The following is a 26463-nucleotide window of genomic DNA, read 5'->3' on the forward strand; positions in this document are numbered from 1 at the left end:
GGGCGAGGCGTCGGCCTACGTCGCCCGCAACAGCTCCATCCGCACCTCGGCGCGGCGCATCACCTGGCCGGCGTCGTCGCGGATCGCGAGCGCGACCTTGCCTTCCCACCAGTCGATGTCGATGGTGCCGAAATTGGGCAGCCCGTAGACGCCGCCCAGGCGGTTGGGGCCGGCCTCGCGCGGGTTGGGGAAGAACTTGTTCAGCCCGCTCGACGTGGCTTCCAGCAGCGGGTAGGGGGTGCCCGTGGCCTCGCGGTAGAGCGCGCCCAGGTGCCGGTCGCCGGAGATCAGCACCACGCCGCTGGCGCCCGCGTCGCGGATCGTGTCGTAGAGCTTCTGGCGTTCGCGCGGGAAGTTGCCCCAGCGCTCCCAGCCATGTCCGTCGGCCACGATCTGGATGCCCGAGCCGATCACCCGCAGGTCGGCGGGCTGCCGCAGCTGCTCGGCCAGCCAGGCCCATTGCGCCTCGCCCAGGATCGTCTTGGCAGCATCGTCATCGGGCAGGTAGCGCTCCTTGCCCGGCGCGTTGCGCTCGTCCGTCGGCCGCCATGGCGACTTGAACCAGCGCACGTCGAGCAGGATGACCTGCACGCGCTGGCCGGCCTGGCCGAAGATGCGCGCATCGTAGAGGCCCTCCCGCCGGCGCCGCGGATCGTTGTCCGGCGCCCGCCAGAAATCGAGGAAGATCTCCTTGGACTGCCCCTTCAGCTTATAGCTGGCGCCGCCGTCGTTCTCGCCGTAGTCGTGGTCGTCCCACACCGCGAGATGCTGCACCTCGCGCCGCAGGCGGGCATAGCCCTCGATCTTCTGGGCCCGGTCGTAGGCCGCGAACAGGCTGGCCGTGTCGGCGGCGGACGTCGCGTAGTCGGCATAGACGTTGTCGCCCAGGAACAGGAACAGGTCTGGCCGGTAGCCGAGCACGGCGTCCCACACCGGCTGCGGCCTGGCCTGGTCGGCGCAGGACCCGAAGGCGACGCGGGTGAGGGGGCGGGGCTGCGCCTGCGCTGGCAACGGCAACGCAAGTCCGGCAACCGAAGCGGCGATCGCCTGGCGACGAAGGAGGGGACGCGGCATGAGCAGCTCGGCCTGACCTGACGGTGGACGGGATGGTGGAGAATACGCCGGGCCGGCAAAAACATGTGACAAAATCGCCCGCGGCCTCAGCTGAGGCGAAAGATGCCGTGCCCGATCGGCGCGACATGCCCCATGCGTTCACGCCGGAGGAAGCGTATGCTCCCCGACGCAGAGCCCGCACCGCGGCGCCACAAGATGTTCACGGTGCCGTCCGGCCGACCAGTCCGCGTCCGCAGACAGCAAGCCTTTGAGAGCCGGGCCGCAAGCCTGCGAAGGCCGCACGATCACTTGAGGCCCGATCACCCACAGGGGAGGCACGAGATGAGCGAGCACAAGATCTTCAGCGCCTGTCCGCATGATTGTCCGGATACCTGCGCCATGATCACCACGGTCCGCGATGGCAAGGCGATCGAGGTGCGCGGCAACCCGGACCATCCGTTCACGCGCGGCGGCCTGTGCGTCAAGGTCAACGACTATCAGAACCGGGTCTACAGCACCGATCGCGTGCTCCATCCCCTGAAGCGCATCGGCCGCAAGGGTGCCGGCCAGTTCCAGCGCATCACCTGGGACGAGGCGCTGGGCGAGATCAAGTCACGGTGGTCGGCGATCATCGACCGTCACGGCCCGGCGGCCATCCTGCCCTACAGCTATCTCGGCACCGAGGGCATCCTCAACGGCCTCAATGCCGGCGATGCCTTCTTCAACAAGCTCGGCGCCACGATCTCGGAGCGGACGTTCTGCGATTCGGGCGCGATCACCGCGTTCTTCATGTCCTGCGGCCCGACCGCGGCGGTCGACCCGGAGAGCTTCGTCCATTCGAAGTACATCGTGCTGTGGGCCATCAACACCATCAGCAACAACCTGCACCACTGGCCGTTCATCGCCGAGGCGCAGGCACGCGGCGCCAAGGTGGTGGTGGTCGACCCGGTCGCGACCCGCACGGCGAAGAAGGCCGATTGGCACATCCGGATCCGGCCCGGCACCGATGCGGCGCTGGCGCTGGGCATGATGAACGTGATCATCGCCGAGGGCCTCGTCGACCGCGACTATGTCGAGAAGCACACCGTCGGCTTCGACGAGCTGGAGGAGCGCGCCGCCCAGTTTCCGCCCGACAAGGTCGCCGCCATCACCGGCGTCGCGGCCGACGACGTGCGCAGGCTCGCGCGCGAATTCGCCACGACGCAGCCGTCGGTGATCCGCATGGGGGTCGCCATCGAGCGCAGCGCCGGCGGCGGCAACACCGTGCGGGCGCTGTCCTGCCTGCCGGCGCTGGTTGGCTCCTGGCGCCACTGCGGCGGCGGCATCCTGCACATGCCGATCTGGGCCTTTCCGGTCAACTGGGACGCCGTCAGCCGGCCCGACTGGATCAGGCCCGGCACGCCCGTCGTCAACCAGTGGCGCCTGGGGCAGGCGCTGATGGGCGAGCTGCCGCTGACGACACCGATCCAGTCGCTGTTCGTCTTCAACTCCAACCCGATGGTCGTCATTGCCGAACAGGAGAAGCTGGAGCGTGGCCTGGCGCGGGAGGACCTGTTCACCGTCGTGAGCGAGCAGTTCCTGACCGACACCGCGCTCTATGCCGACATCGTGCTGCCGGCCACGACCCAGCTCGAGCAGTTCGATCTCATGTTCTCCTGGGGCCATCTCTATCTGACGCTCAACGAGCCGGCCATCGCGCCGCTGGGCGAGGCGGTGTCGAACACCGAGCTGTTCCGGCGGCTCGCCCGCACCATGGGCTTCAACGACACGTACTGGCAGCGCAGCGACGAGGAGATGGTGACCGCGGCGCTCGACTGGAACAATCCGGTCCTGGCGGGAATCGACCTGCCGGCGCTGCGCCGGACCGGCTACGCACGGCTGAACGTGGGCACGCCGGACACGTTCGTGCCCCACCGCGAGGGCAACTTCCCGACACCGTCCGGCAAATGCGAGTTCAAGTCGTCGATCGCGGCCGGCGGCAACATGGTCCTGCCGCTGTTCCGCCAGGGCTATGCCGGCGACCAGAGCGGCGAGGCGGTCGATCCGCTGCCGAACTACATTCCGCCCAACGAATCGCCGGCGACCAGTCCGGCGCTGGCAGCGCGCTACAGGTTGAACATGCTGTCGCCCAAGAGCCATGCCTTCCTCAACTCGTCGTACGGCAACATGCCCCTGCAACAGCATCACGCCGGCACGCAGAAGGTCGTCATCAATCCGCAGGATGCTGCTGCCCGTGGCATCGCCGGTGGCGACATGGTGCGGGTCTTCAACGACCGCGGCGCCTTCGAGGCCGTGGCCGAGATCTCCGGCGATGCGATGGCCGGCGTCGTGGTGGCGCCGATGGGCTACTGGCCGCGTGACAGCCGCACCCGGCGCACGGTCAACGCCATCAACCCGCCGGCCTTCGCCGACTACGGCAATGCGCCGACCTTCTCCGACACCCTGGTGGAGGTAGCGAAGTCAGCACCAGCGCCGGCGTGATAGGTCGCTCCGCAGGCCGGAGGCCGCTTGATTTCAAGCGGCAGGGCCGATCTTCAGGAGGCGATGCTCGTCGGCCGCCTGAATGAAGTCGGCTATCAGGTGGCGATGGCGGTCGAGGAATTCGCGTAGCGTCGTCACGGTAGTATTGCCGATCTTCAGCAAGACGACTTTCGGCGGAGCTCCGAATTGCTGCGACAGGAATTCAAAATCGTCGTCTTTCGTGACGATACGATCGTAAAGCCATTGCTGCCGGCGAACCGATAAATAGCCTCGTCCGGTGTTTGCCCGAAGCCGAGTTGCAGAACATGTGTCGAATCGGGAAACTTGCCAGCCACTGTTCGGACGAGGCTGGGTGGCAGGTTTTCGTCCAGCAGCAGCTTCACTCTGCGGCCAGCAGCTTCGTATGCCGCTCGCTGTCGGCCGCGTAGGCTAGCGCGGCGCGAATATCTTCGCGCGAAAGCTGGGGGAACTCCGCCAGCAGAGAATCTTCTGTCTCGCCGCCAGCCAGGTACGACAAAATGTCTGCGACCGTGATTCGGGTGCCGCGAACACACAGTTTACCACTGCGCTTGCCCGGTTCAATTGTGATGCGTTCGCGCCAGTCCATGACAGCCTCAGGCTCACGTCAGCCAACAATATAGCGTCTTTCCCTCAATCCGACGACCACCAAAGTCTATTCCTGAAAGCAAAAAGGGGCCGCTTGCGCGGCCCCTTCGCATGTCGTCCGATCTGGCGGGATCAGATCGAGTAGTACATCTTGTACTCGACCGGGGCTGGCTGGTGCTCCCAGTTGTAGACCTCTTCCCACTTCAGCTCCATGTAGCCGTCGATCTGGTCGTCGGTGAAGACGCCGCCCTTGGTCAGGAAGCTGCGATCGGCGTTGAGGCTGTTGAGGGCCTCGCGCAGCGAGCCGCACACGGTCGGGACCTTGACCAGCTCCTCCGGCGGCAGCTCGTAGAGGTTCTTGTCCATCGCGTCGCCGGGATGGATCTTGTTCTGGATGCCGTCGATGCCGGCCAGCAGCATGGCGGCGAAGGCGAGGTAGGGGTTGGCGCTGGGGTCGGGGAAGCGCACCTCGACGCGCTTGCCCTTGGGCGAGGCGACGTAGGGGATGCGGCACGAGGCCGAGCGGTTGCGCGAGGAGTAGGCCAGCAGTACCGGCGCCTCGAAGCCCGGGATCACGCGCTTGTAGCTGTTGGTCGAGGCGTTGCAGAAGGCATTCAGCGCCTTGGCGTGCTTGATGATGCCGCCGATGTAGTACAGCGCCGTCTCCGACAGGTCGGCATAGCCGTTGCCGGCGAACAGCGGCTTGCCGCCGCTCCAGATCGACTGGTGGACGTGCATGCCCGAGCCGTTGTCGCCGTAGAGCGGCTTGGGCATGAAGGTCGCCGTCTTGCCCCACTGGGCGGCGACGTTGTGCACGCCGTACTTGTACTTCTGGACGTTGTCGGCGGTCGACACCAGGGTCGAGAAGCCGAAGCCCAGCTCGTTCTGGCCCGGCGCCACCTCATGGTGATGGATCATCATGTCGAGGCCCATCTCGCCCAGCACCGAGCACATCTCCGAGCGCAGATCCATCAGCGCGTCGACCGGCGGCACGGGGAAGTAGCCGCCCTTGACGCCCGGCCGATGGGCGAGGTTGCCGCCCTCGATATCGGCGCCGGTGTTGTGCGGCGCCTCGGCGTAGTCGAGCTTGTAGAACGAGCCGCGCATCTGGACGTCGTACTTGACGTCATCGAACACGAAGAACTCCAGCTCCGGGCCGAAGTAGCAGGTGTCGCCGATGCCCGACTGCTTCAGGTAGGCCTCGGCGCGCTTGGCCGTGGCGCGCGGGCAGCGGGCGTAGCCCTGCATCGTCGAGGGCTCGATGACGTCGCAGAACAGGACCAGCGTGTTCTGGGCCGTAAACGGATCGAGCACGGCGGTCGAGGCGTCGGGCATCAGGATCATGTCGGACTCGTTGATCGCCTTCCAGCCGGCGATCGAGGAGCCGTCGAACATCACGCCGTCGCTGAACGTGCCCTCGTCCACCGAGTGGGCGGTGTAGGCCGTGTGCTGCCACTTGCCGCGCGGGTCGGTGAAGCGGAAGGACACGAACTTGACGTCCTTCTCCTTGATCATCTGCAGAACGGATTTGGCGTCGGCCATGGTCCCTGCGTCCTTTCTGATTGCCCGTGGTTGCACTCGTTGCCTTGGTCTTCGCCACGCAGACCCGCCTGCGCGGCGCTCTGTCAAACGGCTCCGTCAGACCGCCTCGTTGCCGCGTTCGCCGGTGCGGATCCGCACCGCTTCCTCGATGGGGGAGACGAAGATCTTGCCGTCGCCGATCCGGCCGGTCTGCGCCGCGGTGCGGATCGCCTCCACGGCCTTCTCGACCATCTCGTCCTCGATCACCAGCTCGAGCTTCACCTTGGGCAGGAAGTCGACGACGTACTCGGCGCCGCGGTAGAGCTCGGTGTGGCCCTTCTGCCGGCCGAAGCCCTTGGCCTCCAGCACCGTGATGCCCTTGAGGCCGATATCGTTCAGCGCCTCCTTCACCTCGTCGAGCTTGAAGGGCTTGATGATCGCTTCGACCTTTTTCATCGTCCTGCCCGTCCGAAATTGCCGCACCACCACCATACGGCCGCCGGACGGCGCCGATGCGCCTGACACCAACAGCACGTTCTGTGCCAGCCTGCAGAGTGCTGTGCAATCTGCGGTCAATTGCCGGCGGACGGTGCTATAGCCCAGTTTGCAAAGGCCGGCATGATCAAAATATATGCAATATGGTGATTAAATAGACATCTTGAGGTTAACTTCGCGGCACTATTCCAGGGTGCAGTTGAAGGCGATGGAAATGCGCTCACCCGGCCCCTGGTAAGGGCTCACCCAGTGATCGAGCCAGCTGGGGAACAGCAGCAGCATGCCCGAGGCTGGCACGATGCTGATGCCACGGTCGAACTTGAAGCCGGGGACCGGCATGGCCCGCGCGGTGGGTCGGGGATCGAGGAACTCGATCACCCCGTTGTTGGCGATGGCCGGGTCGGGCTGGCCGGCATCGACATAGTAGACGCCCGACCAGTGCTCGCCGGGATGCAGGTGCAGGCGGTTGTAGTGGCCGTCGCGGTTGATGTTGGCCCACGCATAGGCACGGAACCGCGTCGTGCCTGGCGCGCGGCCGCGGAACATCGGCGAGTGCTGCGCCATCTGCCGCACGGCGGCGGCGATCCAGGTCTTGAGCTGGGCGGCCTCAGGAATGTCCCAGTCCAAGAGGTCGTTGCGCGACTGCCAGCCGCCGACATTGCTGATCGCCTTGCCGGCATCGTCCTGGGCACGGCGCAGGATCGTGGCGCGCAGTCCTGGATTGACGCGCGCGGCATCGGGCATCAGCAGGCGCAGCATCGGCGTGGCGAACAGCAGCGACACGCCATCGCCCAGGTCGGCGGTCAGGTCGTCGTCGACCGCAGGCCCCGGGCGCGCCGGAGCCGGCGCCGGCGCCGCGGCGTGTGTCGTGCCGGCATGCGCGACCCCGGCATGCGCAATCCACGTGCCGGCGGGCGCTGCGAAGCCTGGGACCTTCGTTGCCTCTGACATGACCGTCTCTCCGTCCGTCGCTGGCCATGATGCCACAAACCCTGCTACCGCCGACCGAACTGCGCTACAACCCGCGGCGAGCCATTGGGCAGGGCGTGGATACTCATCGATGAAGCAGGGCAACAGCGTTCTGGGCGGCTATGCCGACACGATCTTCGAGCAGATGTCGGCGCTGGCGCGCCAGCACCAGTCGGTGAACCTGGGGCAGGGGTTTCCTGACGATCCCGGGCCCGAGGACGTGCGCCGGCAGGCGGCCGAGTACCTCATGACCGGCCACAACCAGTATCCGCCGATGCTGGGCATACCCGAGCTGCGCCAGGCGGTGGCCGCGCACAACAAGCGCTTCTACGGCCTGGACGTGGACTGGCAGAGCGAGGTGATGGTGACGTCAGGCGCTACCGAGGCGCTGGGCGACTGCCTGTTCGGCCTGATCGAGCCGGGCGACGAGGTGGTGGTCCTGGAGCCGCTCTACGACAGCTACGTGCCGATCGTGCGCCGCGCCGGCGGCATCCCGAAGTTCGTGCGGCTGCAGCCGCCGGCCTGGGAGCTGCCGCGCGAGCAGCTCGCGGCGGCGTTCGGGCCGCGCACCAAGCTGCTGCTGCTCAACACGCCGATGAATCCCGCCGCCAAGGTCTTCACGGCAGACGAGCTCGCCTTCATCGCCGATCTGTGCGTGCGTCATGACGTCTTCGCCGTGTGCGACGAGGTCTACGAGCACATCACGTTCGACGGCCGGCCGCACATCCCGCTGATGACGTTCCCCGGCATGCGCGAGCGCACCGCCCGCATCGGCTCGTCCGGCAAGACGTTCAGCGTCACGGGCTGGAAGGTGGGCTACATCACGGCGGCGCCGGCTGTGCTGAAGCCGATCCTGAAATCGCATCAGTTCGTCACCTTCACCACGCCGCCCAACCTGCAATGGGGCACGGCGCACGGGCTGCGCAAGGACGATGCCTATTTCGCCGGCCTGGCAGGCGATCTGCAGGCCAAGCGCGACTACCTGGCCAAGGGGCTGCGCGCCATCGGCTTCGACGTGATGGACGCGCAGGGGACCTACTTCATCACGGCTGATTTCCGGCCGCTGGGCTTCAACGGCACCGACGAGGACTTCTGCCGCCATATCACGGTCGAGGCCGGCGTGACGGCGGTGCCGCTCAGCGCCTTCTACCAGGGCCAGGGCGCCCCGCAGCATTTCGCGCGCTTCTGCTTCTGCAAGCACGACGCCACGCTCGACGCAGCGATCGATCGCCTGGCCCGGCATTTCAGGCGATGATCTTGAAGAGATCACCACAGAGGCACAGCGCAGCCGTTGGCCGCAACCAAAGACGGGGCCCGCCACGCGCTCGCTGTCATCCTGAGCGCAGCGAAGGATCTTTTGAGCGGTTCTATCGCACGGGAACGATGATGGCGTACGGCGTCTCGACGGGGCGGGCCCGTGCGAAACGACGGTCTAAAAGATCCTTCGCTGCGCTCAGGATGACAGCGAGCAGACTCAAATCGCCGCGGCTCGCCAGGATTCTTGAGGTCAGTAGTACAGAGAAAAAGAGGAAAACCGAAGCGCGCCGGAGGCGCGCAACATTTTCATTCTCTGTGAACCTCTGTGCCCTCTGTGCCTCTGTGGTTAATCTTCTTCTTCTCTTCCTCTCGCGCTACTCGCTGACGACGTATGTATGCAGCCGCACGCGGCCGCGCTCGTCGACCTCGCGGTAGACGCCCTGGATCTCGACCTCGAAGCCGGGGAAGGTGTTGAAGCAGGCCTCGAACATCTTGAGGTAGTCGATCATCGGCTTGGCTCGTTCTGTCAGCCGCTCGCCCGGGACGATCGTGGCGATGCCGGGCGGATAGACCACGAAAGGCGTCGTGGCGATGCGTCCGGCGATGGCGTCGATGGGCAGGTAGTCGACGTCGTTGCGCACCAGGCAGCGTGCCGCGTCATGAGGGGACAGGGCGATCTCCGGCAGGTGCTCGGGCGCGAACTGCCTGGCCTGCAGGGCGCTGACATCGGCGGCGCGGAAGAAGCGGTGCATCTCGCCGCAGAGGTCGCGCAGGCGCACGCCGGCGTAGCGCGCCGGCCGGCGCCGGAAGAACTCGGGGATCGCCTCCTCCAGCGGCGCGTTGTCGTCGTGCAGCCTCTTGAAGGCGACCAGCCCGCTGATCAGCGTGCCCGCCTTGCTGGCCTCGACCCCCGGGGTCAGCAGGAAGAGCAGCGAGTTGAGGTCGTTCTTCTCCGGCACGATGCGGTTCTCGCGCAGGTACTGGGCGACGACCGGCGCCGGGATGCCGTGCTCGGCATATCCGCCGGTGGCACGGTCGAAGCCCGGCGTCAGCAGGGTGAGCTTGTTGGGGTCGGTCATGGCGAAGCCCGCCGCCATGCCGTCGAAGCCGTGCCAGCCGGCTTCCGGCGCGAGCTGCCAGAAGGCGGGGGTGGTCGCCAGCTGATCGGTGCCCACCGATTCCCAGGGAACGACATCAGGCATCGTGTCCGGGCGGTTGGCATGTGGAAGCGTGACGCGCTCGGGCACGAAGGGCTCGAAGAACCAGCGGCGCTCGGGGCGCGTCTCCTTGTCCTCGAACTCGCGGCGCATGGCACGGATCTTCTTGCGCAGCTCGATGCCCAGCCGGATGGTGTCGTCCCACAGCACCTCGCCGGAGCGGCCCTTCATCATCTGCGCCCCCACGTCCAGCGAGGCGAACAGCGGGTAGAACGGCGATGTCGAGGCATGCTGCATGAAGCTCTCGTTGAAGCGCCGATGCTCGACGCGGCGCTTCTGGCCCCTGATGTGGCGGTCCTTCATATGGATCTGCGAGGCCTGCGAGAAGCTCGCCAGCTGCTTGTGCGTCGACTGCGTGGCGATGATGCCCGGCGATTCCGGGCCGAGATCGGCCAGGCCCATCGCGAAGCGCCCGGCGTAGAGCGGGTGGAACTTCATGAACCCGGCCCAGGCCTCGTCGAACAGGATGTAGTCGCAGAGATGGCCGATGCGCTTGAGGATCATCTCGGCGCTGTGGATCGTGCCGTCATAGGTGCACTGCTCGATCACGGCGACGCGGAACGGGCGTGGCCGGCGCCAGGCTTCGGGGTCCTTGATCAACGGATGGCGGCGGATCTGCTCGCGCAGGGCGGTTTCGTCCAGCGCCTCCCAGCTCATCGGGCCGATCAGCCCCCAGGCGTTGCGGACCGTCGGGACATAGACCGGAATGCCGCCGCTGATCAGCAGGGCGCCGTGATGGGCAGCCTTGTGGTTGTTGCGGTCGAACAGCACCAGGTCGCCGTCGGTGACCAGCGCCGCCAGCGCCACCTTGTTGGAGGTCGACGTGCCGTTGAGCACGAAATAGGTCTTCTCGGCGCCGAAGATCTGCGCCGCTTCCTTCTGCGCCTGCAGGGCTGGGCCCTCGTGGGTGAGCAGGTCGCCGAGGTCGAGCACCGAGTTGTCCAGATCGTCGCGGAACACGGCTTCGCCCAGATGCTCCATGAACACCCGGCCGATGGGGCTGCGGTTGTAGAAGACGCCGCCGTTGTGTCCGGGGCAGGTCCAGAGCTGGTTGCCTTCCTCGGCATAGTCGACGAGGGCGCCGAAGAACGGCGTCTTGAGAGTCTCGGCGTACTGCTTCAGGCGGCTGATCAGGTTCTTGGCGATGAAGGCGGGCGTCTCCTCGGACAGGAAGACGTAGCCGTCGATAAAGTCGAGCACCTCGACCGGCAGGTCCTCGAAACGCTTGCGCCGGATCAGCAAGATGATCGGAAAGTCCAGGCCGCGTCGGCGCATCAGGTTGATGAGCGCGGCGGTCCTGCCCTCCAGGCCCTTCTTGCCCCAGTCGACGATCATGCACCCGATGGCGGCGTCGGTGCGCACCGCGACCTCGGCATCCTCGAGCCGCCGGGCCTTCACGACCTCGAAGCCGGAACGCTCGATCTCGTCGATGATCTGGTTGAAGCGGATGCCCTCGAGGTCGTCGGCGTCAAAGCTCGGCGCGGCGAACAGAAAGGTGAAACGTCTGAAGTAGTCCATGTATGCCCCGATCGTGTCGGACCTGAGATGTCGGCGCGTTCCATGACACCGCTGTGACGGCGCGTGAAAGACCTTCTATCCGCCTGCGCGGGATGGGGTGGACACCTCTCGCAGGTCAACTTCGCTGTCATCCTGAGCGAAGCGAAGGATCTGTTGAGCCGTGGGATCGCACGGGTATCATCCTAGATATCCGTGCGCCGACAAGTTTCGTCCGTGCGGAACGACGGTCCAAAAGATCCTTCGCTGCGCTCAGGATGACAGAAGCGTGCTTCGCGTAAGATGTGTCCACTCCATAGCGCCTGCGCGGAGAGAGGTAGATCCTATGCCACCCGACCCAGGGCCTGCCGGGCGGCGCGCAGGCCGCTTTCTACCGCCCCGTTCATGAAGCCGCTATAGGCGACGCTGGTGTGCTCGCCCGCGAACAACAGGCGGCCGCCCAGCTCGGGCCTGGCCTCGACGCCGAAGAAAGCCGTGTACTGGCCGGGGCGGGGCGAGGAGTAGGAGCCCAGCGCGAAACGGTATCGACTCCAGTTCATGAACTGCTGCACGCCGCTGAAGGCTGGCCCCAGGCGGGGATCGAGCGTCGCCAGGAAGCGGATGGGTGCCCGCTGCGCGGTGGCCGAGAAGTCGGCGCCCGCCTTGCCGCCGAGGAAGTTGGTGAGCACGCCGTGGCCACCCTTCTGGTCGCGGCTGGTCTCCCAGAAATTCTGATGGCCTGCATCGGTGGTGAGGAAGCCGTCATAAGCCGGGATGCGGTTGCTGGCGGTACGCCAGACCCGGCTCGAGAAGTCTGACATCAGCTTGGTGTTGGTGCCATAGCCGTACTCGGCGATGCTGCGCTTCTTGACCGGGTCGAGGCCGAGCGTGGCGATGCCGTCGACCCGGCGCAGCACCGAGAACGGCAGGGCCAGCACCACGCGGCTCGCCGGCACGGTGACGGCTTGCCCGCCGTGATCGAAGCTCAGGACCAGCTGGCGTCCGTCGTCGCGGATCGCGGTCAGCTCGTGGCGCAAGCGCAGCACGCTGTCGGCGCTGCCGCCGGCGCGGCGGACCACGGCATCGCGCAGCGCCTCGATCATCGAGGAGCTGCCACCGGCGATACGCCAGGCCTCGTCGCTGTCGCCGTAGAGGCCGGGCCGGGGCGGGTTCATCAGCAGGATCAGGTTGAGCGCCGACTGGATGTCGGCCTCGCTGCCCATCTCGCCGACATAGGCGATCCGCACCATCTCGCGGACCCAGGGCTCGACATCCGTCTGGCGGTCGAGGAACTCGGCCAGCGTCATGCGATCATAGGCGGCGGCGTTCATGGGTGTCGCATAGGTCACTGACAAGTCGCTGGCGCCGCCGCCGATCTCGCGCCGGGCGCGCGCGACCGCCTGCACGAAGGGCCTCAGGCCCTGCTCGAACTGCCGGCCGGTGTAGATCTGGCCGCGATAGTGGAAGATCTCGCCGGTGATGTCGGTCGGCGGCTCGGAGAATTTCTGCACGCCGACGCCGAGCTCGGCGCAGATCCGTCGCAGGTCGGCATGGTCGGTATCGACCAGCTCGGCCCCGAGCTCGATGAATTGTCCGTCGGCGTTGAAGCCGTTCAGGGTCCAGATGCGCCCGCCGACCCGCCCGGCCGCCTCGTAGACCACGGCGGGGACGCCTGCCTTGCCCAGCGCATAGGCGGCGGTGAGGCCTGCCGCGCCGGCGCCCACGATCACCACCGGTTCCCCCGTCAGCGGGCCGCTCGCCACCACGTCGGCGCAGGCCGCGACGGGACCCGCCACAAGGCCGGCGGTCGCGAGCCGGGCCGAGCCGGCGAGAAAGCGCCGGCGCGTGAGGCCGTCAGCCGGCGTTGCGGCAGCTTGCCAGTGGCGGCGCAGGGCGCGGAAAAGAGGCGTTCGGGCCATCGTGCATATCCCCCAAGACATGGTTGCTTGCCTTGACCGTAGCAGTCCCGCTTTGCGGTTTCACTGTCATCGCGACCATCTGCGGTGAATGAAGCCTTCATCCTTGCCGGATCCCTCGCTACGTTCACGACGACGGTCGGCAGGACTCGCCGAACGACACGGGCATGGGAGGGACGGCATGGCGCTGACCCGCGAAGATTGCGCGAGGCTCGACGAAGCTGACCCTCTGACACACGCGCGGCGGCGCTTCATCCTGCCCGACGGCGTCAACTACCTCGACGGCAACTCGCTGGGCGCGCTGCCGGGCGGCGTTGCCGAGCGCGTCGAGGCGATGGTGCGGCAGGAGTGGGGGATCGGACTCGTGCGATCCTGGAACACGGCCGGCTGGTACGAATCGCCGGGCCGGATCGGCCGCAAGCTGGCGCCGCTGCTGGGGGCGGCGCCGCACCAGGTGACGGTCACGGACACGATCTCGGTCAACCTGTTCAAGCTGCTGGTCGCGGCGATACGCCTGCGGCCCGGCCGCAGGACGATCGTCGCCGAGCAGGGCAATTTCCCGTCCGACAATCACGTCGTCGACAGCGTCGCGCGCATGCACGGCATGACCGTGCGCTACGTCCCGGCCGGCGCCGTCGCGGCTGCGGTCGACGACGACACCGCGGTGGCCGAGCTGTCGCATGTGAGCTACCGGACGGCCGAGATCCAGGACATGGCGCAGGTGACCGCCGCCGTCCACGCGCGCGGCGGCCTGGCGATCTGGGACCTGGCCCATTCGACGGGCGCCGTCGCATTGGCGCTGGATGATTCAGGCGCCGATTTCGCGGTTGGCTGCGGCTACAAGTTCCTCAACGGCGGGCCGGGGGCGCCATCGCATGTCTACGTCGCGCAGCGGCACCATGCGGCGCTCGACCAGCCGCTGACCGGCTGGTTCGGTCATGCCGCGCCGTTCAAGTTCGAGCCCGGGTTCGCCCGCGCGGATGGTATCCGCGCGATGCTGTGCTCCACGCCGCAGATGCTGGCCAACACGGCGCTGGAAGCGGCGCTCGACGCCTTCGACGGCATCGCCATGCACGACGTGCAGGCCAAGGGACGGGCGCTCGGCGACCTGATGATCCGGCTTCATGACGAGCGCCTGGCGCCGCTGGGCTGCGACTTGGCCACGTTGCGTGACGGCGCGCGCCGGGGCAATCATGTCTCGATCACCCATGCCGCCGGCTACCAGGTCATGCAGGCGTTGATCGGGCGCGGCATCATCGGCGATTTCCGGGCGCCCGATGTCATGCGCTTCGGCTTCGGACCCTTGTACGTGCGCCATGTCGATGTGTGGGACGCCGTGCTGGCGGTGGAGGACGTCCTGCGGTCCGGCGCCTGGCAGGCCGTGCCGCTGCCGGGGCCCGATGCGGTAACGTGAGGGAGGCGGTCGTGAGCCAGCCTGGTGCCGACATGTCCTATGCAGATTACCTGCAGCTCGACAAGGTGCTGCAGGCCCAGCGGCCGCTCTCGCATGACCGCAACGAGATGCTGTTCATCATCCAGCACCAGACCACCGAGCTGTGGATGAAGCTCATCCTGCATGAGCTGGAAGGGGCCATCGCGGCGATCCGGGCGGATGCGTTGCCGCCGGCTTTCAAGATGCTGGCGCGGGTCTCCCGCGTCATGGAGCAGCTTGTGAAGGCCTGGGACGTGCTGTCGACCATGACGCCGCCGGAATACAGCGCCATCCGGCCGTCGCTGGGCACCTCGTCGGGTTTCCAGTCCTCACAGTACCGCGTGATCGAGTTCCTGCTCGGGAACAAGAATCCCGCCATGCTCGAGGCGCACCGGCACGATCCGGCACGTCTGGCGCTGGTCGATGCCGCGCTGCGGGCGCCGTCGATCTACGACGAGGCGATCGCGCTGCTGGCGCGCAGGGGATTCGCCATTCCGCAGGCGGTGGTCGACCGCGACAAGATGACCGCGACCCGCCATGACGCCGATGTCGAGGCCGCCTGGCTCGCCGTCTATCGCGACCCCGGCCACTATTGGGACCTCTACGAGCTGGCCGAGGAGTTGGTGGATCTGGAGGATGCCTTCCGGTTGTGGCGCTTCCGCCATGTCACGACCGTGGAACGGATCATCGGCTTCAAGCGCGGCACTGGCGGCACGGACGGAGTCGCCTACCTGCGCCGGATGCTGGACGTCGTGCTCTTTCCCGAGCTCTGGCACCTGCGCACCGCGATGTGACGGGGCGGCAGCAGCACTGTCCTGCTGGGGGAGATGGGGCGGCCGACCGGATTCGAACCGGCGACATCCAGAATCACAATCTGGCGCTCTAACCAACTGAGCTACGGCCGCCATCAGGGCCGGGCCGAAGCCCGGAAAACCGGGCGCGTAGGTACTCCGGCCTCCAGTTTGCGTCAAGGGTGAGCCGCACACATTCCCCGCCGTCATCCCTCGCCACGCTCGACGACCTGTTCTTCCCCCGGAGGGGGAAGGTGGCGCGAAGCGCCGGAAGGGGGATGTTGCGACGGATTCGATATGACTGAGGAGCAGCGAAGCGGTTCGAGCATCCCCCATCCGCCCCTTCGGGGCACCTTCCCCCTCCGGGGGGAAGGAAAAGGAATGCGTCACACTCTAAGCTCTCGGCGACGGGATGGCGATGGACAAGCGGCTGATGCAGGCCCACCCTGCGATGCTTATATGTGCCGCGTGAGGTCCGATCGCATGCGTCGCTTCCTGAAGCGCCTGGTCACGCCGCCGCTTGCGGTCATCGCGGCGCTGCTGGTGCTGCTCGAAGAGACCCTGATCGCCTGGCTGCAAGGGTTGATGGCGGCTTTCGCCAGGCTGCCTTGGGTCGCAGCGCTGGAAGCCCGGATCAGCCGCCTGCCGCCGTATCCGGCGATGATCCTGTTCCTGCTGCCGGCGATCGTGCTGTTCCCGATCAAGCTGGCCGCGGTGTGGATGATCGCCCAGGGCAAGTTTCTGCTCGGCGGCGGCATCATCATGGTCGGCAAGGTCGTCGGCACGGCTGTCGCGGCCCGCATCTACAAGCTGCTGCATCCGACGCTATCGACCCTGCAATGGTTCGTGCGGGCCGAGGCCTGGGTGTTCGCGTGGCGCGACTGGCTCTACGCCTTCGTGAAGGCGCTGCCGGCCTGGCAGATGGCCACCGCCTTCCTGCACCGCGTGCGCCGTCTCGTGGCGCACCCGGGATGGTTGTCGCGCCGGTTCGCCGCCATGCGCCGGCGGGCGCGCCGCTCGGCCTAGCGGATGACGGACCGACCCGACCCTTCCCCTGGCGCGCCGGCCCGCGACCTGGTGCCCGACGACGATCTCGTGCTGCTGACCTGCGCTGAGATGCAGGCTGCCGAGCGGTATGCCATGCGCGGAGCCGGCGGCGGTGGCGACGAGTCGGCCTCGGGCAGCACCCTGATGGAGGCGGCGGGGGCCGGGGTGGCCAATGCCGTCATCGAACGTTTCTTGCCGCAACCGGTCGCCGTGCTCTGCGGTCCCGGCAACAACGGCGGCGACGGGTTCGTGATTGCGCGTCACCTCGCCGCGGCCGGCTGGCCGGTGCGGGTCGGCCTGCTGGGCGAGCGTGCCAAGCTCACGGGCGACGCCATGTGGGCGGCGATCCTGTGGGAGGGGGCGGTCGAGCCGGTGTCGGCAGGACTGCTGGCCGGCCGGCCGCTGGTCGTGGACGCGCTGTTCGGCGCCGGATTGAAGCGGCCGATCGAGGGCAAGGCGGCCGAAGTCATCGAGATGATCAACAGCCGGGGCTTGGCGTGTATCGGCGTCGACATGCCCAGCGGCCTCGAAGGTGATACCGGCCGCATCCTCGGCCATGCGCCCCGGTGCGCAATGACGGTGACGTTCTTCCGGCCCAAGCCGGCGCATCTGTCGGTCAACGGCCGGTTGCTGTGCGGCGAGCTGCGGGTCGTCGATATCGGCATTCCGCGTGCGGCGCTGAAAATGGTCGACGCCCGCCAGTGGCGCAACGAGCCGCCGCTATGGCAGGCGGCGCTGCGCACGCCGTCGCTGGCCGACCATAAATACGTGCGCGGCCACGTCATGGTCGCCGGTGGCGAGACCATGACCGGCGCCGCCCGACTGGCAGCGTTGGCGGCACGGCGGATCGGCGCCGGCCTGGTGACCATCGCTGCGCCGTCGGCTGCGGTCTCGGTCTACCAGGCGGCTGAGCCGGGCAACATCGTTGCGCCGCTCGACGGTGCCGGCGCCTTTCGCCAGCTGGCGGCCGACCCGCGCCGCAATGTGCTCGTCGTCGGCCCGGGTGCTGGTGCCACGCCGGCAACCCGGCGGCTGGTGGCCGAGGCGCTGGCCACCGGCCGGGCCTGCGTGCTGGATGCCGACGCGCTGACGGCGTTCTCGGGTGATCCGGCGGCGCTGTTCGGCGATATCAAGGGGCCGGTCGTGCTGACGCCGCACGACGGCGAGTTCGCCCGCCTGTTTCCCGGCTTGCGGCCGGACCTGGGCAAGCTCGACCGTGCGCGCCAAGCCGCGCGCCTGGCGGGGGCGGTCGTGCTGCTGAAGGGAGCCGACACCATCGTCGCCGCGCCCGACGGGCGGGCTGTGATCAACGCCAATGCGCCACCCTGGCTGGCCACGGCCGGGGCAGGGGACGTGCTGTCCGGCATGATCGCGGGCCTTGCGGCCCAGGGCATGACCCTGTTCGCGGCTGCAGCCGCGGCGGTGTGGATGCACGGTGCCGCGGCTGCCCGGTTCGGTCCGGGCCTGATCGCCGAGGATCTGCCGGTCCAGCTGCCCCAGGTCCTGCAGTCGCTGGCCTCGTAGAGGGCGTTACCGGCCTTCGGGACACGCTGCCGGCCTCGGGCGTGCATCTTCCCATCATAACCCTTTGACCGCCTTCGGATCGCGGGCTAGAAGGCGCCCCTTGGCCACCGGACTGGTGCGCCGAGCGCGCGGGCGTGGCCGCGGGCGTGGTGGAATTGGCAGACACACTGGATTTAGGTTCCAGCGCCGCAAGGCATGGGGGTTCAAGTCCCTCCGCCCGCACCATTGTCCCGCTGCAAGGCGCGTAACAACGGATTTTGGACGTAGCGGATCTTCACGACCATGCAAGTCACTGAAATCGCCAACGAAGGCCTCAAGCGCGCCTACAAGATCGTGGTTCCGGCCGCGACGCTGACCGGCGAGGTCGACAGCCGCCTGACAGAGATGTCGAAGACGGCGGTGATGCCGGGCTTTCGCCGCGGCAAGGTGCCGGTGACCATCCTGCGCAAGCAGTATGGCCAGGCTCTGTTCGGCGAGGCCGTCCAGAAGGCGGTCCAGGACAGCGTCGGCAAGACCGTCGAGGACAACGGCCTGCGCCCGGCGCTGCAGCCGCGGGTCGACGTCAAGGCGATCGGCGAGGACAAGGACCTGGAGTTCGATGTCACCGTCGAGATCATGCCCGAGATCGGCGATGTCGACTTCAGCGGCATCGAGCTGGAGCGGCTCAAGGTCGCTGTCGAGGACAAGGCCATCGATGAGGCGCTCGAGCGCATCGCCGCCGCCAACAAGGAGCAGAAGGATCTGGAGGCGCCACGGCCGGCCGCCAAGGGAGACATGGTGAAGATCGACTTCACCGGCTATGTCGACGGCACGGCGTTCCCCAACGGCGCAGCCACCGACTACACGGTCGAGATCGGGTCGGCCAGCCTCATCCCCGGCTTCGAGGACCAGCTCGTCGGCGCCTCGGCGGGCGAGGACCGCGAGGTCAAGGTGACGTTCCCGTCCGACTACGGCAACAAGGAGCTCGCCGGCAAGGAAGCCACGTTCAAGGTCACCGTGAAGGAGATCCGCGAGCTGGTGGCTCGGCCGATCGACGACGAGCTGGCCAAGGCGTCCGGCTTCGACAACCTCGAGGCCATGCGCAAGGCCGTGCGCGAGCGCATCGAGCAGGACTACGCCCAGGTCTCGCGCACGCTGGTCAAGCGCAAGCTGCTGGACCAGCTCGCCGAGCGCCACAAGTTCTCCGTCCCCGCCGGCCTGGTCGACCTGGAGTTCGAGGGCATCTGGAAGCAGGTGGAGGATGCCAAGGCTGCCGGCCAGAAGGTCGAGGGCGACGAGGAGAAGCTGAAGGAGGAGTATCGCGGCATCGCCGACCGCCGGGTGCGGCTGGGGCTGCTGCTGGCCGAGGTCGGCCGCAAGAACAACATCGAGGTCAGCGCCGCCGAGATCAACCAGGCGGTCTTCCGCGAAGCCCAGCGCTTCCAGGGCCAGGAGCGCCAGGTGCTGGAGTTTTACCAGAAGAACCCGGAAATGCGCGATCGCCTGCGGGCGCCGATCTTCGAGGACAAGACGATCGACTTCGCGCTCGAGCTGGCCAAGGTCACCGACAAATCGGTTTCGCCCGACGACCTGCTGAAGGCCGCGCGCGAGGCAGAGGACGACAAGGCCGACGCGGCCTGAGCGAGACCCGGTCGTGGCAGCCTTCATGGTGAGCTTGTCGAACCATGAAGCAGGAGGGCACGCCCTGAAATGCTTGCGCTGCGGCTGGCAACACGCCATGTCTGAGACGAGGACATGCGCGCCGTCGACGATTGATTTCGGTGGCGCGGCTAACCCAGATAGCGACGAATGGCCGCAAAACCAGGCCGGGTGAGAAGGACTCCGTCACATGATTCGCGACCGCGATCCCGTCGAAGTTTACAACAACATCTACGTGCCGATGGTCGTCGAGCAGACGGCGCGCGGCGAGCGGGGCTACGACATCTGGTCGCGCCTGCTGAAGGAGCGGATCGTGTTTCTCAGCGGACCCGTCGAGGACCATGTCTCGACGCTGCTGTGCGCTCAGCTTTTGTATTTGGAATCAGAGAATCCGACCAAGGACATCGCGTTTTACATCAACTCACCGGGAGGCGTCGTCTCGTCCGGCCTCGCGATCTACGACACGATGCGCTACATCCGGCCCGGCATCTCCACGGTCTGCATCGGACAGGCGGCTTCGATGGGCTCGCTGCTGCTCACCGCGGGCGAGAAGGGCAAGCGTTTCGCGCTGCCTAATGCCCGGGTGATGATCCACCAGCCCTCGGGCGGTGCCCAGGGCCAGGCGGCCGATATCGAGATCCAGGCGCGCGAGATCCTGATGATGCGCGCCAAGCTCAATCGCATGTACATGGAGCATACCGGCCAGCCGATCGAGGTCATTGAACAGTCGATGGATCGCGACAAATTCTTCAGTCCGGAAGAGGCGAAGGAATTCGGATTGATCGACGATGTTCTTTTGAAGCGGCCGACGGCCGTGGAGTCGGTGAAGACTACTGTCTGAAGCGGCAGAAGTCGTGCTTGCAAAGGCGTCCACAGTGGTCACCATGCATGTGTCTGGAGGCTCTGTGGACGGTTCATGCGCCCTGCGAAGTCATACCCACAATATTTTGATGTTGTACCGAGGCGACTGCGGGGCGTAACATAGGGATAGCGTGCCGGCGGGTGCGCTCTGGAGGTAGTGTACGCCCATGGCGACGAACAAGACCGGCGGCGATTCGCGGAACACCCTCTACTGTTCGTTCTGCGGCAAGAGCCAGCACGAGGTCCGTAAGCTGATCGCGGGGCCTACCGTATTCATCTGTGATGAATGCGTCGAGCTGTGCATGGACATCATCCGGGAGGAGAACAAGACCACCCTGGTGAAGTCCAAGGATGGCGTGCCGACCCCGAAGGAAATCCGCCAGATCCTCGACGACTATGTGATCGGCCAGGACTACGCCAAGAAGGTGCTCTCGGTCGCGGTCCATAACCACTACAAGCGCCTGCATCACGGCGCGAAGAACAACGACGTCGAGCTCGCCAAGTCCAACATCCTGCTGATCGGGCCGACGGGCTCGGGCAAGACGCTGCTGGCCCAGACGCTGGCGCGCATGCTCGACGTGCCGTTCACCATGGCCGACGCCACGACCCTGACCGAGGCGGGCTATGTCGGCGAGGATGTCGAGAACATCATCCTCAAGCTGCTGCAGGCGTCGGACTACAATGTCGAGCGCGCCCAGCGCGGCATCGTCTACATCGACGAGGTCGACAAGATCAGCCGCAAGTCCGACAACCCGTCGATCACGCGCGACGTGTCGGGCGAGGGCGTGCAGCAGGCCCTGCTGAAGATCATGGAGGGCACGATCGCCAGCGTGCCGCCGCAGGGTGGCCGCAAGCACCCGCAGCAGGAGTTCCTGCAGGTCGATACGACCAACATCCTGTTCGTTTGCGGCGGCGCCTTCGCCGGCCTCGAGCGCATCATCTCCCATCGCCGCCAGGGCACGTCGATCGGCTTCGGCGCCGAGGTGCGCGGTCCCGACGACCGGCGCACGGGCGAGATCCTGCGCGACCTGGAGCCTGAGGATCTGCTGAAATACGGGCTGATCCCCGAGTTCGTCGGCCGCCTGCCGGTGGTGGCGACGCTGGACGATCTGGACGAGGTGGCCCTGGTCGAGATCCTGACCAAGCCCAAGAACGCCCTGGTTCGCCAGTACCAGCGCCTGTTCGACATGGAGAGCGTGCGGCTGAAGTTCACCGACGAGGCCCTGCGCTGCGTCGCCCAGAAGGCGATCGCCCGCAAGACGGGCGCCCGCGGGCTTCGGTCGATCATGGAAGCCATCCTGCTGAACACCATGTACGAGCTTCCTGGCCTGCAAGGGGTCGACGAGGTTGTGGTCAATCGGGAAGTCGCCGAGGGCCGCGCTCAGCCGCTTTATACGTATAGCGAGCGCAAGGAGCTCGAGGCGCCGGCTGGGGCCTGATCTGGTTTTTATTCCGCTGCGCGATAGCTGCTTGATGCCACCGGCCCATCAATGGTCCGGTGGCAGCGTATTGGCCAGTACGAGCACAATTGGTCCAGTTTCCCCCGGTATCCTTGAACCGGAGGCACGAATCGCTATCTGTCCACTACAGAAGGTCCTGTCGCGCGATATGTGCGCACTGGTGCGGCAAGCGCGTTGGCGCCATAAAGGGCTGAAGGGCCAAAGAGAGGCGTGATGAGTTCCAACCCCCGTGGACCGCTCTTTCCGGTGTTGCCGCTGCGTGACATCGTGGTCTTCCCGCACATGATCGTGCCGCTCTTCGTGGGGCGCGAGAAGTCGGTGCGGGCGCTCGAAGAGGTGATGGGTGACGACAAGCAGATCCTGCTGGTCGCCCAGAAGAATGCCGCCCAGGACGACCCTGGCCCGGATGATATCCATCGGGTCGGCACCGTGGGCACGGTGCTTCAGCTGCTGAAGCTGCCGGACGACACCGTCAAGGTGCTGGTCGAAGGCGGCCGCCGGGCCCGCATTTCCGAGTTCACCGACCGCGCGGAGTTCTTCGAGGCGCACGCCACGGTGCTGGACGAGCAGCCCGTGGACAGCGCCGAGGTCGAGGCGCTGGCGCGCACCGTGGCCAGCGAGTTCGAGCAGTACGTCAAGCTCAACAAGAAGGTGCCGGCCGAGGTCGTGGTCTCGATCAACAAGATCGACGATCCGTCCAAGCTCGCCGACCAGATCGCTTCGCACCTGGCGCTGAAGATCGCCGACAAGCAGGCTCTGCTGGAGATCGAATCGGTCTCGGAGCGGCTGGAGAAGATCTACGCCATGATGGAAGGCGAGATCAGCGTCCTGCAGGTCGAGAAGAAGATCCGCAACCGCGTGAAGCGTCAGATGGAGAAGACGCAGCGCGAGTACTACCTGAACGAACAGCTCAAGGCGATCCAGAAGGAGCTGGGCGAAGGCGAGGACGGCAAGGACGAGGTGTCTGAGCTCGAGTCGCGCATCAAGAAGACCAAGCTGACCAAGGAAGCGCGCGAGAAGGCGCTGACCGAGGTCAAGAAGCTGCGCACCATGAGCCCGATGTCGGCCGAGGCGACGGTCGTGCGCAACTATCTCGACTGGATGCTGTCGGTGCCGTGGAAGAAGCGCACCAAGATCAAGAAGGATCTCAGGGGCGCGCAGCAGATCCTCGACACCGATCACCATGGGCTTGAGAAGGTCAAGGAGCGCATCCTCGAGTATCTCGCCGTGCAGCAGCGCACCGAGAAGATGAAGGGCCCGATCCTCTGCCTGGTCGGCCCGCCGGGCGTCGGCAAGACGTCGCTGGGCAAGTCGGTGGCCAAGGCCACCGGGCGCAACTTCGTGCGCATGTCGCTGGGCGGCGTGCGTGACGAGGCCGAGATCCGCGGCCACCGCCGCACCTATATCGGCTCGATGCCTGGCAAGATCATCCAGTCGATGAAGAAGGCGAAGTCCTCCAATCCGCTGGTGCTGCTCGACGAGATCGACAAGCTGGGCGCCGACTGGCGCGGCGATCCCTCGGCGGCGCTGCTGGAGGTGCTGGATCCGGAGCAGAACAACACGTTCAACGACCACTACCTGGAGGTCGACTACGACCTGTCGGACGTGATGTTCATCACCACGGCCAACAGCCTGCGCATGCCGCAGCCGCTGCTGGACCGCATGGAGATCATCCGGCTGGCCGGCTACACCGAGGACGAGAAGATCGAGATCGCCAAGAAGCATCTGGCGCCCAAGCAGATCTCGGCCGCCGGCCTGAAGGAAGAGGAGATCGTCGTCAAGGACGAGGCGATCCGTGACCTGATCCGCTACTACACCCGCGAGGCGGGCGTGCGGAACCTGGAGCGCGAGATCGCCAACCTGGCGCGCAAGGCCGTCAAGGAAATCCTGATGGACGGCGTCGACAAGGTGAAGGTGACGGCGAAGAACCTCGAGAAGTACGCCGGCGTGCGCAAGTTCCGCTTCGGCGAGGCCGAGGCTGAGGACATGGTCGGCGTCACCACCGGCCTGGCCTGGACCGAGGTCGGCGGCGAGCTGCTGCAGATCGAGGCCGTGCTGGTGCCCGGCAAGGGCCGCATGACCATCACCGGCAAGCTCGGCGACGTGATGCAGGAGTCGATCCAGGCGGCCAAGTCCTATGTCCGCTCGCGCGCCGTGTCGTTCGGCATCAAGCCGACGGTGTTCGAGCGTCGCGACATCCACGTTCACGTGCCGGAAGGGGCCACCCCCAAGGACGGTCCGTCGGCGGGCGTGGCGATGTGCACCTCCATCGTGTCCGTGCTGACCGGCATTCCGGTGCGCAAGGATGTGGCCATGACCGGCGAGATCAGCCTGCGCGGCCGTGTCCTGCCGATCGGGGGCCTGAAGGAGAAGCTGCTGGCGGCCCTGCGTGGCGGGCTCAAGACGGTGCTGATCCCGAAGGAGAACGAGAAGGACCTGGCCGAGATTCCGGACAATGTGAAGAAGGCGCTGGAGATCGTGCCGGTCACCATGGTCGACGAGGTCCTGGCGCGGGCGCTCACCCGGCCGCTGGTGCCGATCGAGTGGAAGGAGGCCGAGTCGGATGTCGCGGCCCCCGGCTCCGAGGATGCTGTCGAAGGCGTCATGACGCACTGATCCGCCTTCGGGCTGGACAAGACGGGCGGTCTCCGCGAGGAGGCCGCCCGTTTTTATTGGGCACGCTAGATGCAGCTATTATGACGTGCCTGAGCCGCCAAATGTTGTTTCAAGTCGTTGACGCGAGCGGAGGCCGCCTCATAGACTGCGTCCCGCTGCCAGCGTACTCGGTTTAATGAGGGGACCGTCAATCATGAACAAGAATGATCTCGTCGCGGCCGTGGCTACCCAGACGAACCTGTCCAAGGCAGGGGCCGCCGATGCCGTTGACGCGGTCTTCAGTTCGATCATCAAAGCCTTGAAGAAAAAGGACAAAGTGCTGATCGTCGGCTTTGGCACGTTCTACGCCACCAAGCGCAAGGGCGGCGTCGGCCGCAATCCGCGCACCGGCGAGCCGATCAAGATCGCACCGGCGGTGCAGCCCAAGTTCAAGGCCGGCCGCGGCCTGAAGGATGCGCTGAACTGACGCTGACCCGGAGTGCCTCTCCCTTCACCGTCATCTCGAGCGCAGCGAGGGATCTCCTGCGGCTGGTCGCATGGTGCGCTATTCGCAGGAGATCCCTCGCTGCGCTCGGGATGACGGGCCTCGATGACCTGACTTGAAGCGCCGTGCGGGATGACAGGTGGTGCCGTCGCAGCGCAATATGATATGCACCAGCCGCGTCGCGGGCGATTAGCTCAGTTGGTAGAGCATCTCGTTTACACCGAGGGGGTCGGCGGTTCGAGCCCGTCATCGCCCACCATGCGACACGGCGGGGCCCTCCGGGGCCCGCCGCCTGGGGATGATTGGGCCGCAGCCGGGGCACCATCTCGCCGGCAGTCCCCAGAACGCTGAAACTCCAGGCAAAAATCACCTCATACCGATATCACTATTGATTGACACGCAGGGGCGCAAACGTCTAAACGTGCGCCCGCCAACGAGGCCAAACGCGGGCGTAGTTCAGTTGGTTAGAACGCCGGCCTGTCACGCCGGAGGTCGCGGGTTCGAGTCCCGTCGCTCGCGCCATTTCCCGGGAAGGGGAATGGAAGGTCATCGGCCCCGTCCGGCAGGGGGGTGAGGCAATCTGTCTTCCGCCATACCCCTCACGCGTATGCCAGGACGCATCAATAGTGTGGCAGTGCGCGGTCGGAGTGCCGAACGGCAAACGGCGCGACCGGCCCGGGCTGTCTGCGGGATGCGGGACGAGGGGAAGCGATGAACGCGCTGCTGATCGAGTACCTGCCCATCCTCGTCTTTATCGGTATCGCGGTCGGTCTGGTGATCGCCATGCTGGGCGGCTCCTACATCATCGCCCGCCAGAATCCCGACTCGGAGAAGCTGTCGCCGTTCGAGTGTGGCTTCGCGCCGTTCAGCGACGCGCGCGGCCAGTTCGACGTGCGCTTCTACCTGGTCGCCATCCTGTTCATCATCTTCGACCTTGAGGTCGCTTTCCTGTTTCCGTGGGCGGTGTCGCTGCGGGACATCGGGGCCGTCGGCTTCTGGTCGATGATGCTGTTCCTCGGCATCCTCACGGTCGGCTTCATCTATGAATGGAAGAAAGGGGCCCTCGAATGGGAATGACGGCCGCTAGCTCCGCCGCCGGCACCGCCGCGCTGGGCCAGGCCCTGGACAGCGAGCTCGCCGACAAGGGCTTCGTCGTCTCGCAGCTCGACAAGCTGGTGTCGTGGGCGCGCTCCGGATCGCTCTGGGGCCTGACCTTCGGTCTGGCCTGCTGCGGGGTGGAGATGATCCACACGTGGATGAGCCGCTACGATCTCGACCGCTTCGGCGTCGCGCCGATGCCCAGCCCGCGCTCGGCCGACATCATGATCGTGGCCGGCACGCTCACCAACAAGATGGCGCCGGCGCTGCGCAAGGTCTACGACCAGATGGCCGAGCCGCGTTACGTGATCTCGATGGGCTCCTGCGCCAATGGCGGCGGCTACTATCACTACAGCTACTCGGTGGTGCGCGGCTGCGACCGCATCGTGCCGGTCGATATCTACGTGCCGGGCTGCCCGCCGACGGCGGAGGCGCTGCTGTACGGCATCCTGCAGCTGCAGAAGAAGATCCGCCGCACCGGCACCCTGATCCGGTGATCCGAT

22 protein-coding genes and 4 tRNA genes are annotated in these 26463 nt (G+C 66.4%); 16 read left to right on the plus strand and 10 right to left on the minus strand.

Annotated elements, in window-relative coordinates; translation table 11 throughout:
- Positions 1 to 15: 15 nt before the first annotated feature.
- Complete coding sequence (locus tag FHP25_RS10720) at positions 16 to 1074, minus strand: alkaline phosphatase D family protein (protein ID WP_147846929.1); 1059 nt, start codon at positions 1072 to 1074, stop codon at positions 16 to 18.
- A 321-nt stretch (positions 1075 to 1395) separates the two neighbouring features.
- Here FHP25_RS10720 and FHP25_RS10725 point away from each other — a divergent pair, with 321 nt between their 5' ends.
- Entirely contained in the window at positions 1396 to 3534 is a 2139-nt protein-coding gene (locus FHP25_RS10725; RefSeq protein WP_147846930.1) for a molybdopterin-containing oxidoreductase family protein, read from the plus strand.
- A 33-nt stretch (positions 3535 to 3567) separates the two neighbouring features.
- Here the strand turns inward: FHP25_RS10725 and FHP25_RS42590 are convergent, their stop codons facing one another.
- The 6 genes from FHP25_RS42590 to FHP25_RS10750 all read right to left on the minus strand — a co-directional run bounded on the left by FHP25_RS42590 (position 3568) and on the right by FHP25_RS10750 (position 7107).
- On the minus strand, positions 3568 to 3762 hold the full coding sequence (locus FHP25_RS42590; RefSeq protein WP_408068522.1) for a DUF5615 family PIN-like protein: 195 nt from the start codon (positions 3760 to 3762) through the stop codon (positions 3568 to 3570).
- Positions 3690 to 3917, minus strand: coding sequence for a DUF5615 family PIN-like protein (locus FHP25_RS42595; protein WP_147846931.1), 228 nt, complete (start codon positions 3915 to 3917; stop codon positions 3690 to 3692). Before FHP25_RS42595 ends, FHP25_RS42590 begins: the two co-directional genes overlap by 73 nt.
- The gene (locus FHP25_RS10735) at positions 3914 to 4141 is read right to left on the minus strand and encodes a DUF433 domain-containing protein (RefSeq protein ID WP_147846932.1); all 228 of its coding nucleotides are present in this window, start codon (positions 4139 to 4141) and stop codon (positions 3914 to 3916) included. The genes FHP25_RS42595 and FHP25_RS10735 overlap by 4 nt, the downstream gene beginning before the upstream one ends.
- A gap of 131 nt (positions 4142 to 4272) precedes the next feature.
- Entirely contained in the window at positions 4273 to 5682 is a 1410-nt protein-coding gene (gene glnA / locus FHP25_RS10740; protein ID WP_147846933.1) for a type I glutamate--ammonia ligase, read from the minus strand.
- Positions 5683 to 5778: 96 nt separating this feature from the next.
- Entirely contained in the window at positions 5779 to 6117 is a 339-nt protein-coding gene (locus tag FHP25_RS10745) for a P-II family nitrogen regulator (RefSeq protein WP_147846934.1), read from the minus strand.
- Positions 6118 to 6339: 222 nt separating this feature from the next.
- Positions 6340 to 7107 carry a TIGR02466 family protein gene (locus tag FHP25_RS10750; RefSeq protein WP_147846935.1) on the minus strand — a complete coding sequence of 256 codons (768 nt, stop codon included), beginning with the start codon at positions 7105 to 7107 and terminating at the stop codon, positions 6340 to 6342.
- A gap of 109 nt (positions 7108 to 7216) precedes the next feature.
- Between FHP25_RS10750 and FHP25_RS10755 the strand changes: the two genes are divergently transcribed.
- Positions 7217 to 8380, plus strand: coding sequence for an aminotransferase (locus FHP25_RS10755; RefSeq protein ID WP_147846936.1), 1164 nt, complete (start codon positions 7217 to 7219; stop codon positions 8378 to 8380).
- A gap of 376 nt (positions 8381 to 8756) precedes the next feature.
- On the opposite strand, the gene FHP25_RS10760 is transcribed toward FHP25_RS10755, so the two are convergent.
- A complete protein-coding gene (locus FHP25_RS10760) occupies positions 8757 to 11117 on the minus strand; it encodes an Orn/Lys/Arg family decarboxylase (protein ID WP_147846937.1) in 2361 nt (786 codons plus the stop codon).
- A 320-nt stretch (positions 11118 to 11437) separates the two neighbouring features.
- Positions 11438 to 13012 (minus strand): flavin monoamine oxidase family protein, encoded by a 1575-nt coding sequence (locus FHP25_RS10765; RefSeq protein WP_178133452.1) that lies wholly within the window; start codon positions 13010 to 13012, stop codon positions 11438 to 11440.
- Positions 13013 to 13190: 178 nt separating this feature from the next.
- Here FHP25_RS10765 and kynU point away from each other — a divergent pair, with 178 nt between their 5' ends.
- Together kynU and kynA are read left to right on the plus strand one after the other, a co-directional pair.
- Positions 13191 to 14423 carry a kynureninase gene (gene kynU / locus FHP25_RS10770; RefSeq protein WP_147846939.1) on the plus strand — a complete coding sequence of 411 codons (1233 nt, stop codon included), beginning with the start codon at positions 13191 to 13193 and terminating at the stop codon, positions 14421 to 14423.
- A gap of 32 nt (positions 14424 to 14455) precedes the next feature.
- Positions 14456 to 15235, plus strand: coding sequence for a tryptophan 2,3-dioxygenase (kynA, locus tag FHP25_RS10775; protein WP_147847079.1), 780 nt, complete (start codon positions 14456 to 14458; stop codon positions 15233 to 15235).
- 34 nt (positions 15236 to 15269) lie between these two features.
- Here kynA and FHP25_RS10780 read toward each other — a convergent pair.
- A tRNA-His gene (locus FHP25_RS10780) sits at positions 15270 to 15346 on the minus strand.
- A 369-nt stretch (positions 15347 to 15715) separates the two neighbouring features.
- On the opposite strand from FHP25_RS10780, the gene FHP25_RS10785 reads away from it, so the two are divergent.
- The 12 genes from FHP25_RS10785 (at position 15716) to FHP25_RS10840 (ending at position 26457) form a co-directional block, all read left to right on the plus strand.
- The gene (locus FHP25_RS10785) at positions 15716 to 16258 is read left to right on the plus strand and encodes a hypothetical protein (protein ID WP_178133453.1); all 543 of its coding nucleotides are present in this window, start codon (positions 15716 to 15718) and stop codon (positions 16256 to 16258) included.
- Between the two features lie 3 nt (positions 16259 to 16261).
- Positions 16262 to 17803, plus strand: a complete 1542-nt coding sequence (locus tag FHP25_RS10790; RefSeq protein ID WP_147846940.1) for an NAD(P)H-hydrate dehydratase — start codon at positions 16262 to 16264, stop codon at positions 17801 to 17803.
- A gap of 140 nt (positions 17804 to 17943) precedes the next feature.
- A tRNA-Leu gene (locus FHP25_RS10795) sits at positions 17944 to 18028 on the plus strand.
- 57 nt (positions 18029 to 18085) lie between these two features.
- Positions 18086 to 19423, plus strand: a complete 1338-nt coding sequence (tig, locus tag FHP25_RS10800; RefSeq protein WP_147846941.1) for a trigger factor — start codon at positions 18086 to 18088, stop codon at positions 19421 to 19423.
- A 208-nt stretch (positions 19424 to 19631) separates the two neighbouring features.
- The gene (gene clpP, locus FHP25_RS10805) at positions 19632 to 20282 is read left to right on the plus strand and encodes an ATP-dependent Clp endopeptidase proteolytic subunit ClpP (RefSeq protein ID WP_178133454.1); all 651 of its coding nucleotides are present in this window, start codon (positions 19632 to 19634) and stop codon (positions 20280 to 20282) included.
- A 187-nt stretch (positions 20283 to 20469) separates the two neighbouring features.
- Complete coding sequence (gene clpX / locus FHP25_RS10810) at positions 20470 to 21741, plus strand: ATP-dependent Clp protease ATP-binding subunit ClpX (RefSeq protein ID WP_147846942.1); 1272 nt, start codon at positions 20470 to 20472, stop codon at positions 21739 to 21741.
- 234 nt (positions 21742 to 21975) lie between these two features.
- A complete protein-coding gene (lon, locus tag FHP25_RS10815) occupies positions 21976 to 24378 on the plus strand; it encodes an endopeptidase La (protein WP_147846943.1) in 2403 nt (800 codons plus the stop codon).
- Positions 24379 to 24571: 193 nt separating this feature from the next.
- Positions 24572 to 24844, plus strand: a complete 273-nt coding sequence (locus FHP25_RS10820) for an HU family DNA-binding protein (RefSeq protein WP_147846944.1) — start codon at positions 24572 to 24574, stop codon at positions 24842 to 24844.
- A 201-nt stretch (positions 24845 to 25045) separates the two neighbouring features.
- Positions 25046 to 25121 (plus strand) — tRNA-Val (locus tag FHP25_RS10825).
- A gap of 186 nt (positions 25122 to 25307) precedes the next feature.
- Positions 25308 to 25384 (plus strand) — tRNA-Asp (locus tag FHP25_RS10830).
- Between the two features lie 189 nt (positions 25385 to 25573).
- Complete coding sequence (locus tag FHP25_RS10835) at positions 25574 to 25939, plus strand: NADH-quinone oxidoreductase subunit A (protein ID WP_147846945.1); 366 nt, start codon at positions 25574 to 25576, stop codon at positions 25937 to 25939.
- On the plus strand, positions 25930 to 26457 hold the full coding sequence (locus FHP25_RS10840) for a NuoB/complex I 20 kDa subunit family protein (protein ID WP_231712280.1): 528 nt from the start codon (positions 25930 to 25932) through the stop codon (positions 26455 to 26457). Before FHP25_RS10835 ends, FHP25_RS10840 begins: the two co-directional genes overlap by 10 nt.
- Positions 26458 to 26463: the final 6 nt, after the last annotated feature.

Origin of the sequence: Vineibacter terrae (assembly GCF_008039615.1) — a bacterium.
GTDB classification, from domain to species: Bacteria; Pseudomonadota; Alphaproteobacteria; order Reyranellales; family Reyranellaceae; genus Vineibacter; species Vineibacter terrae.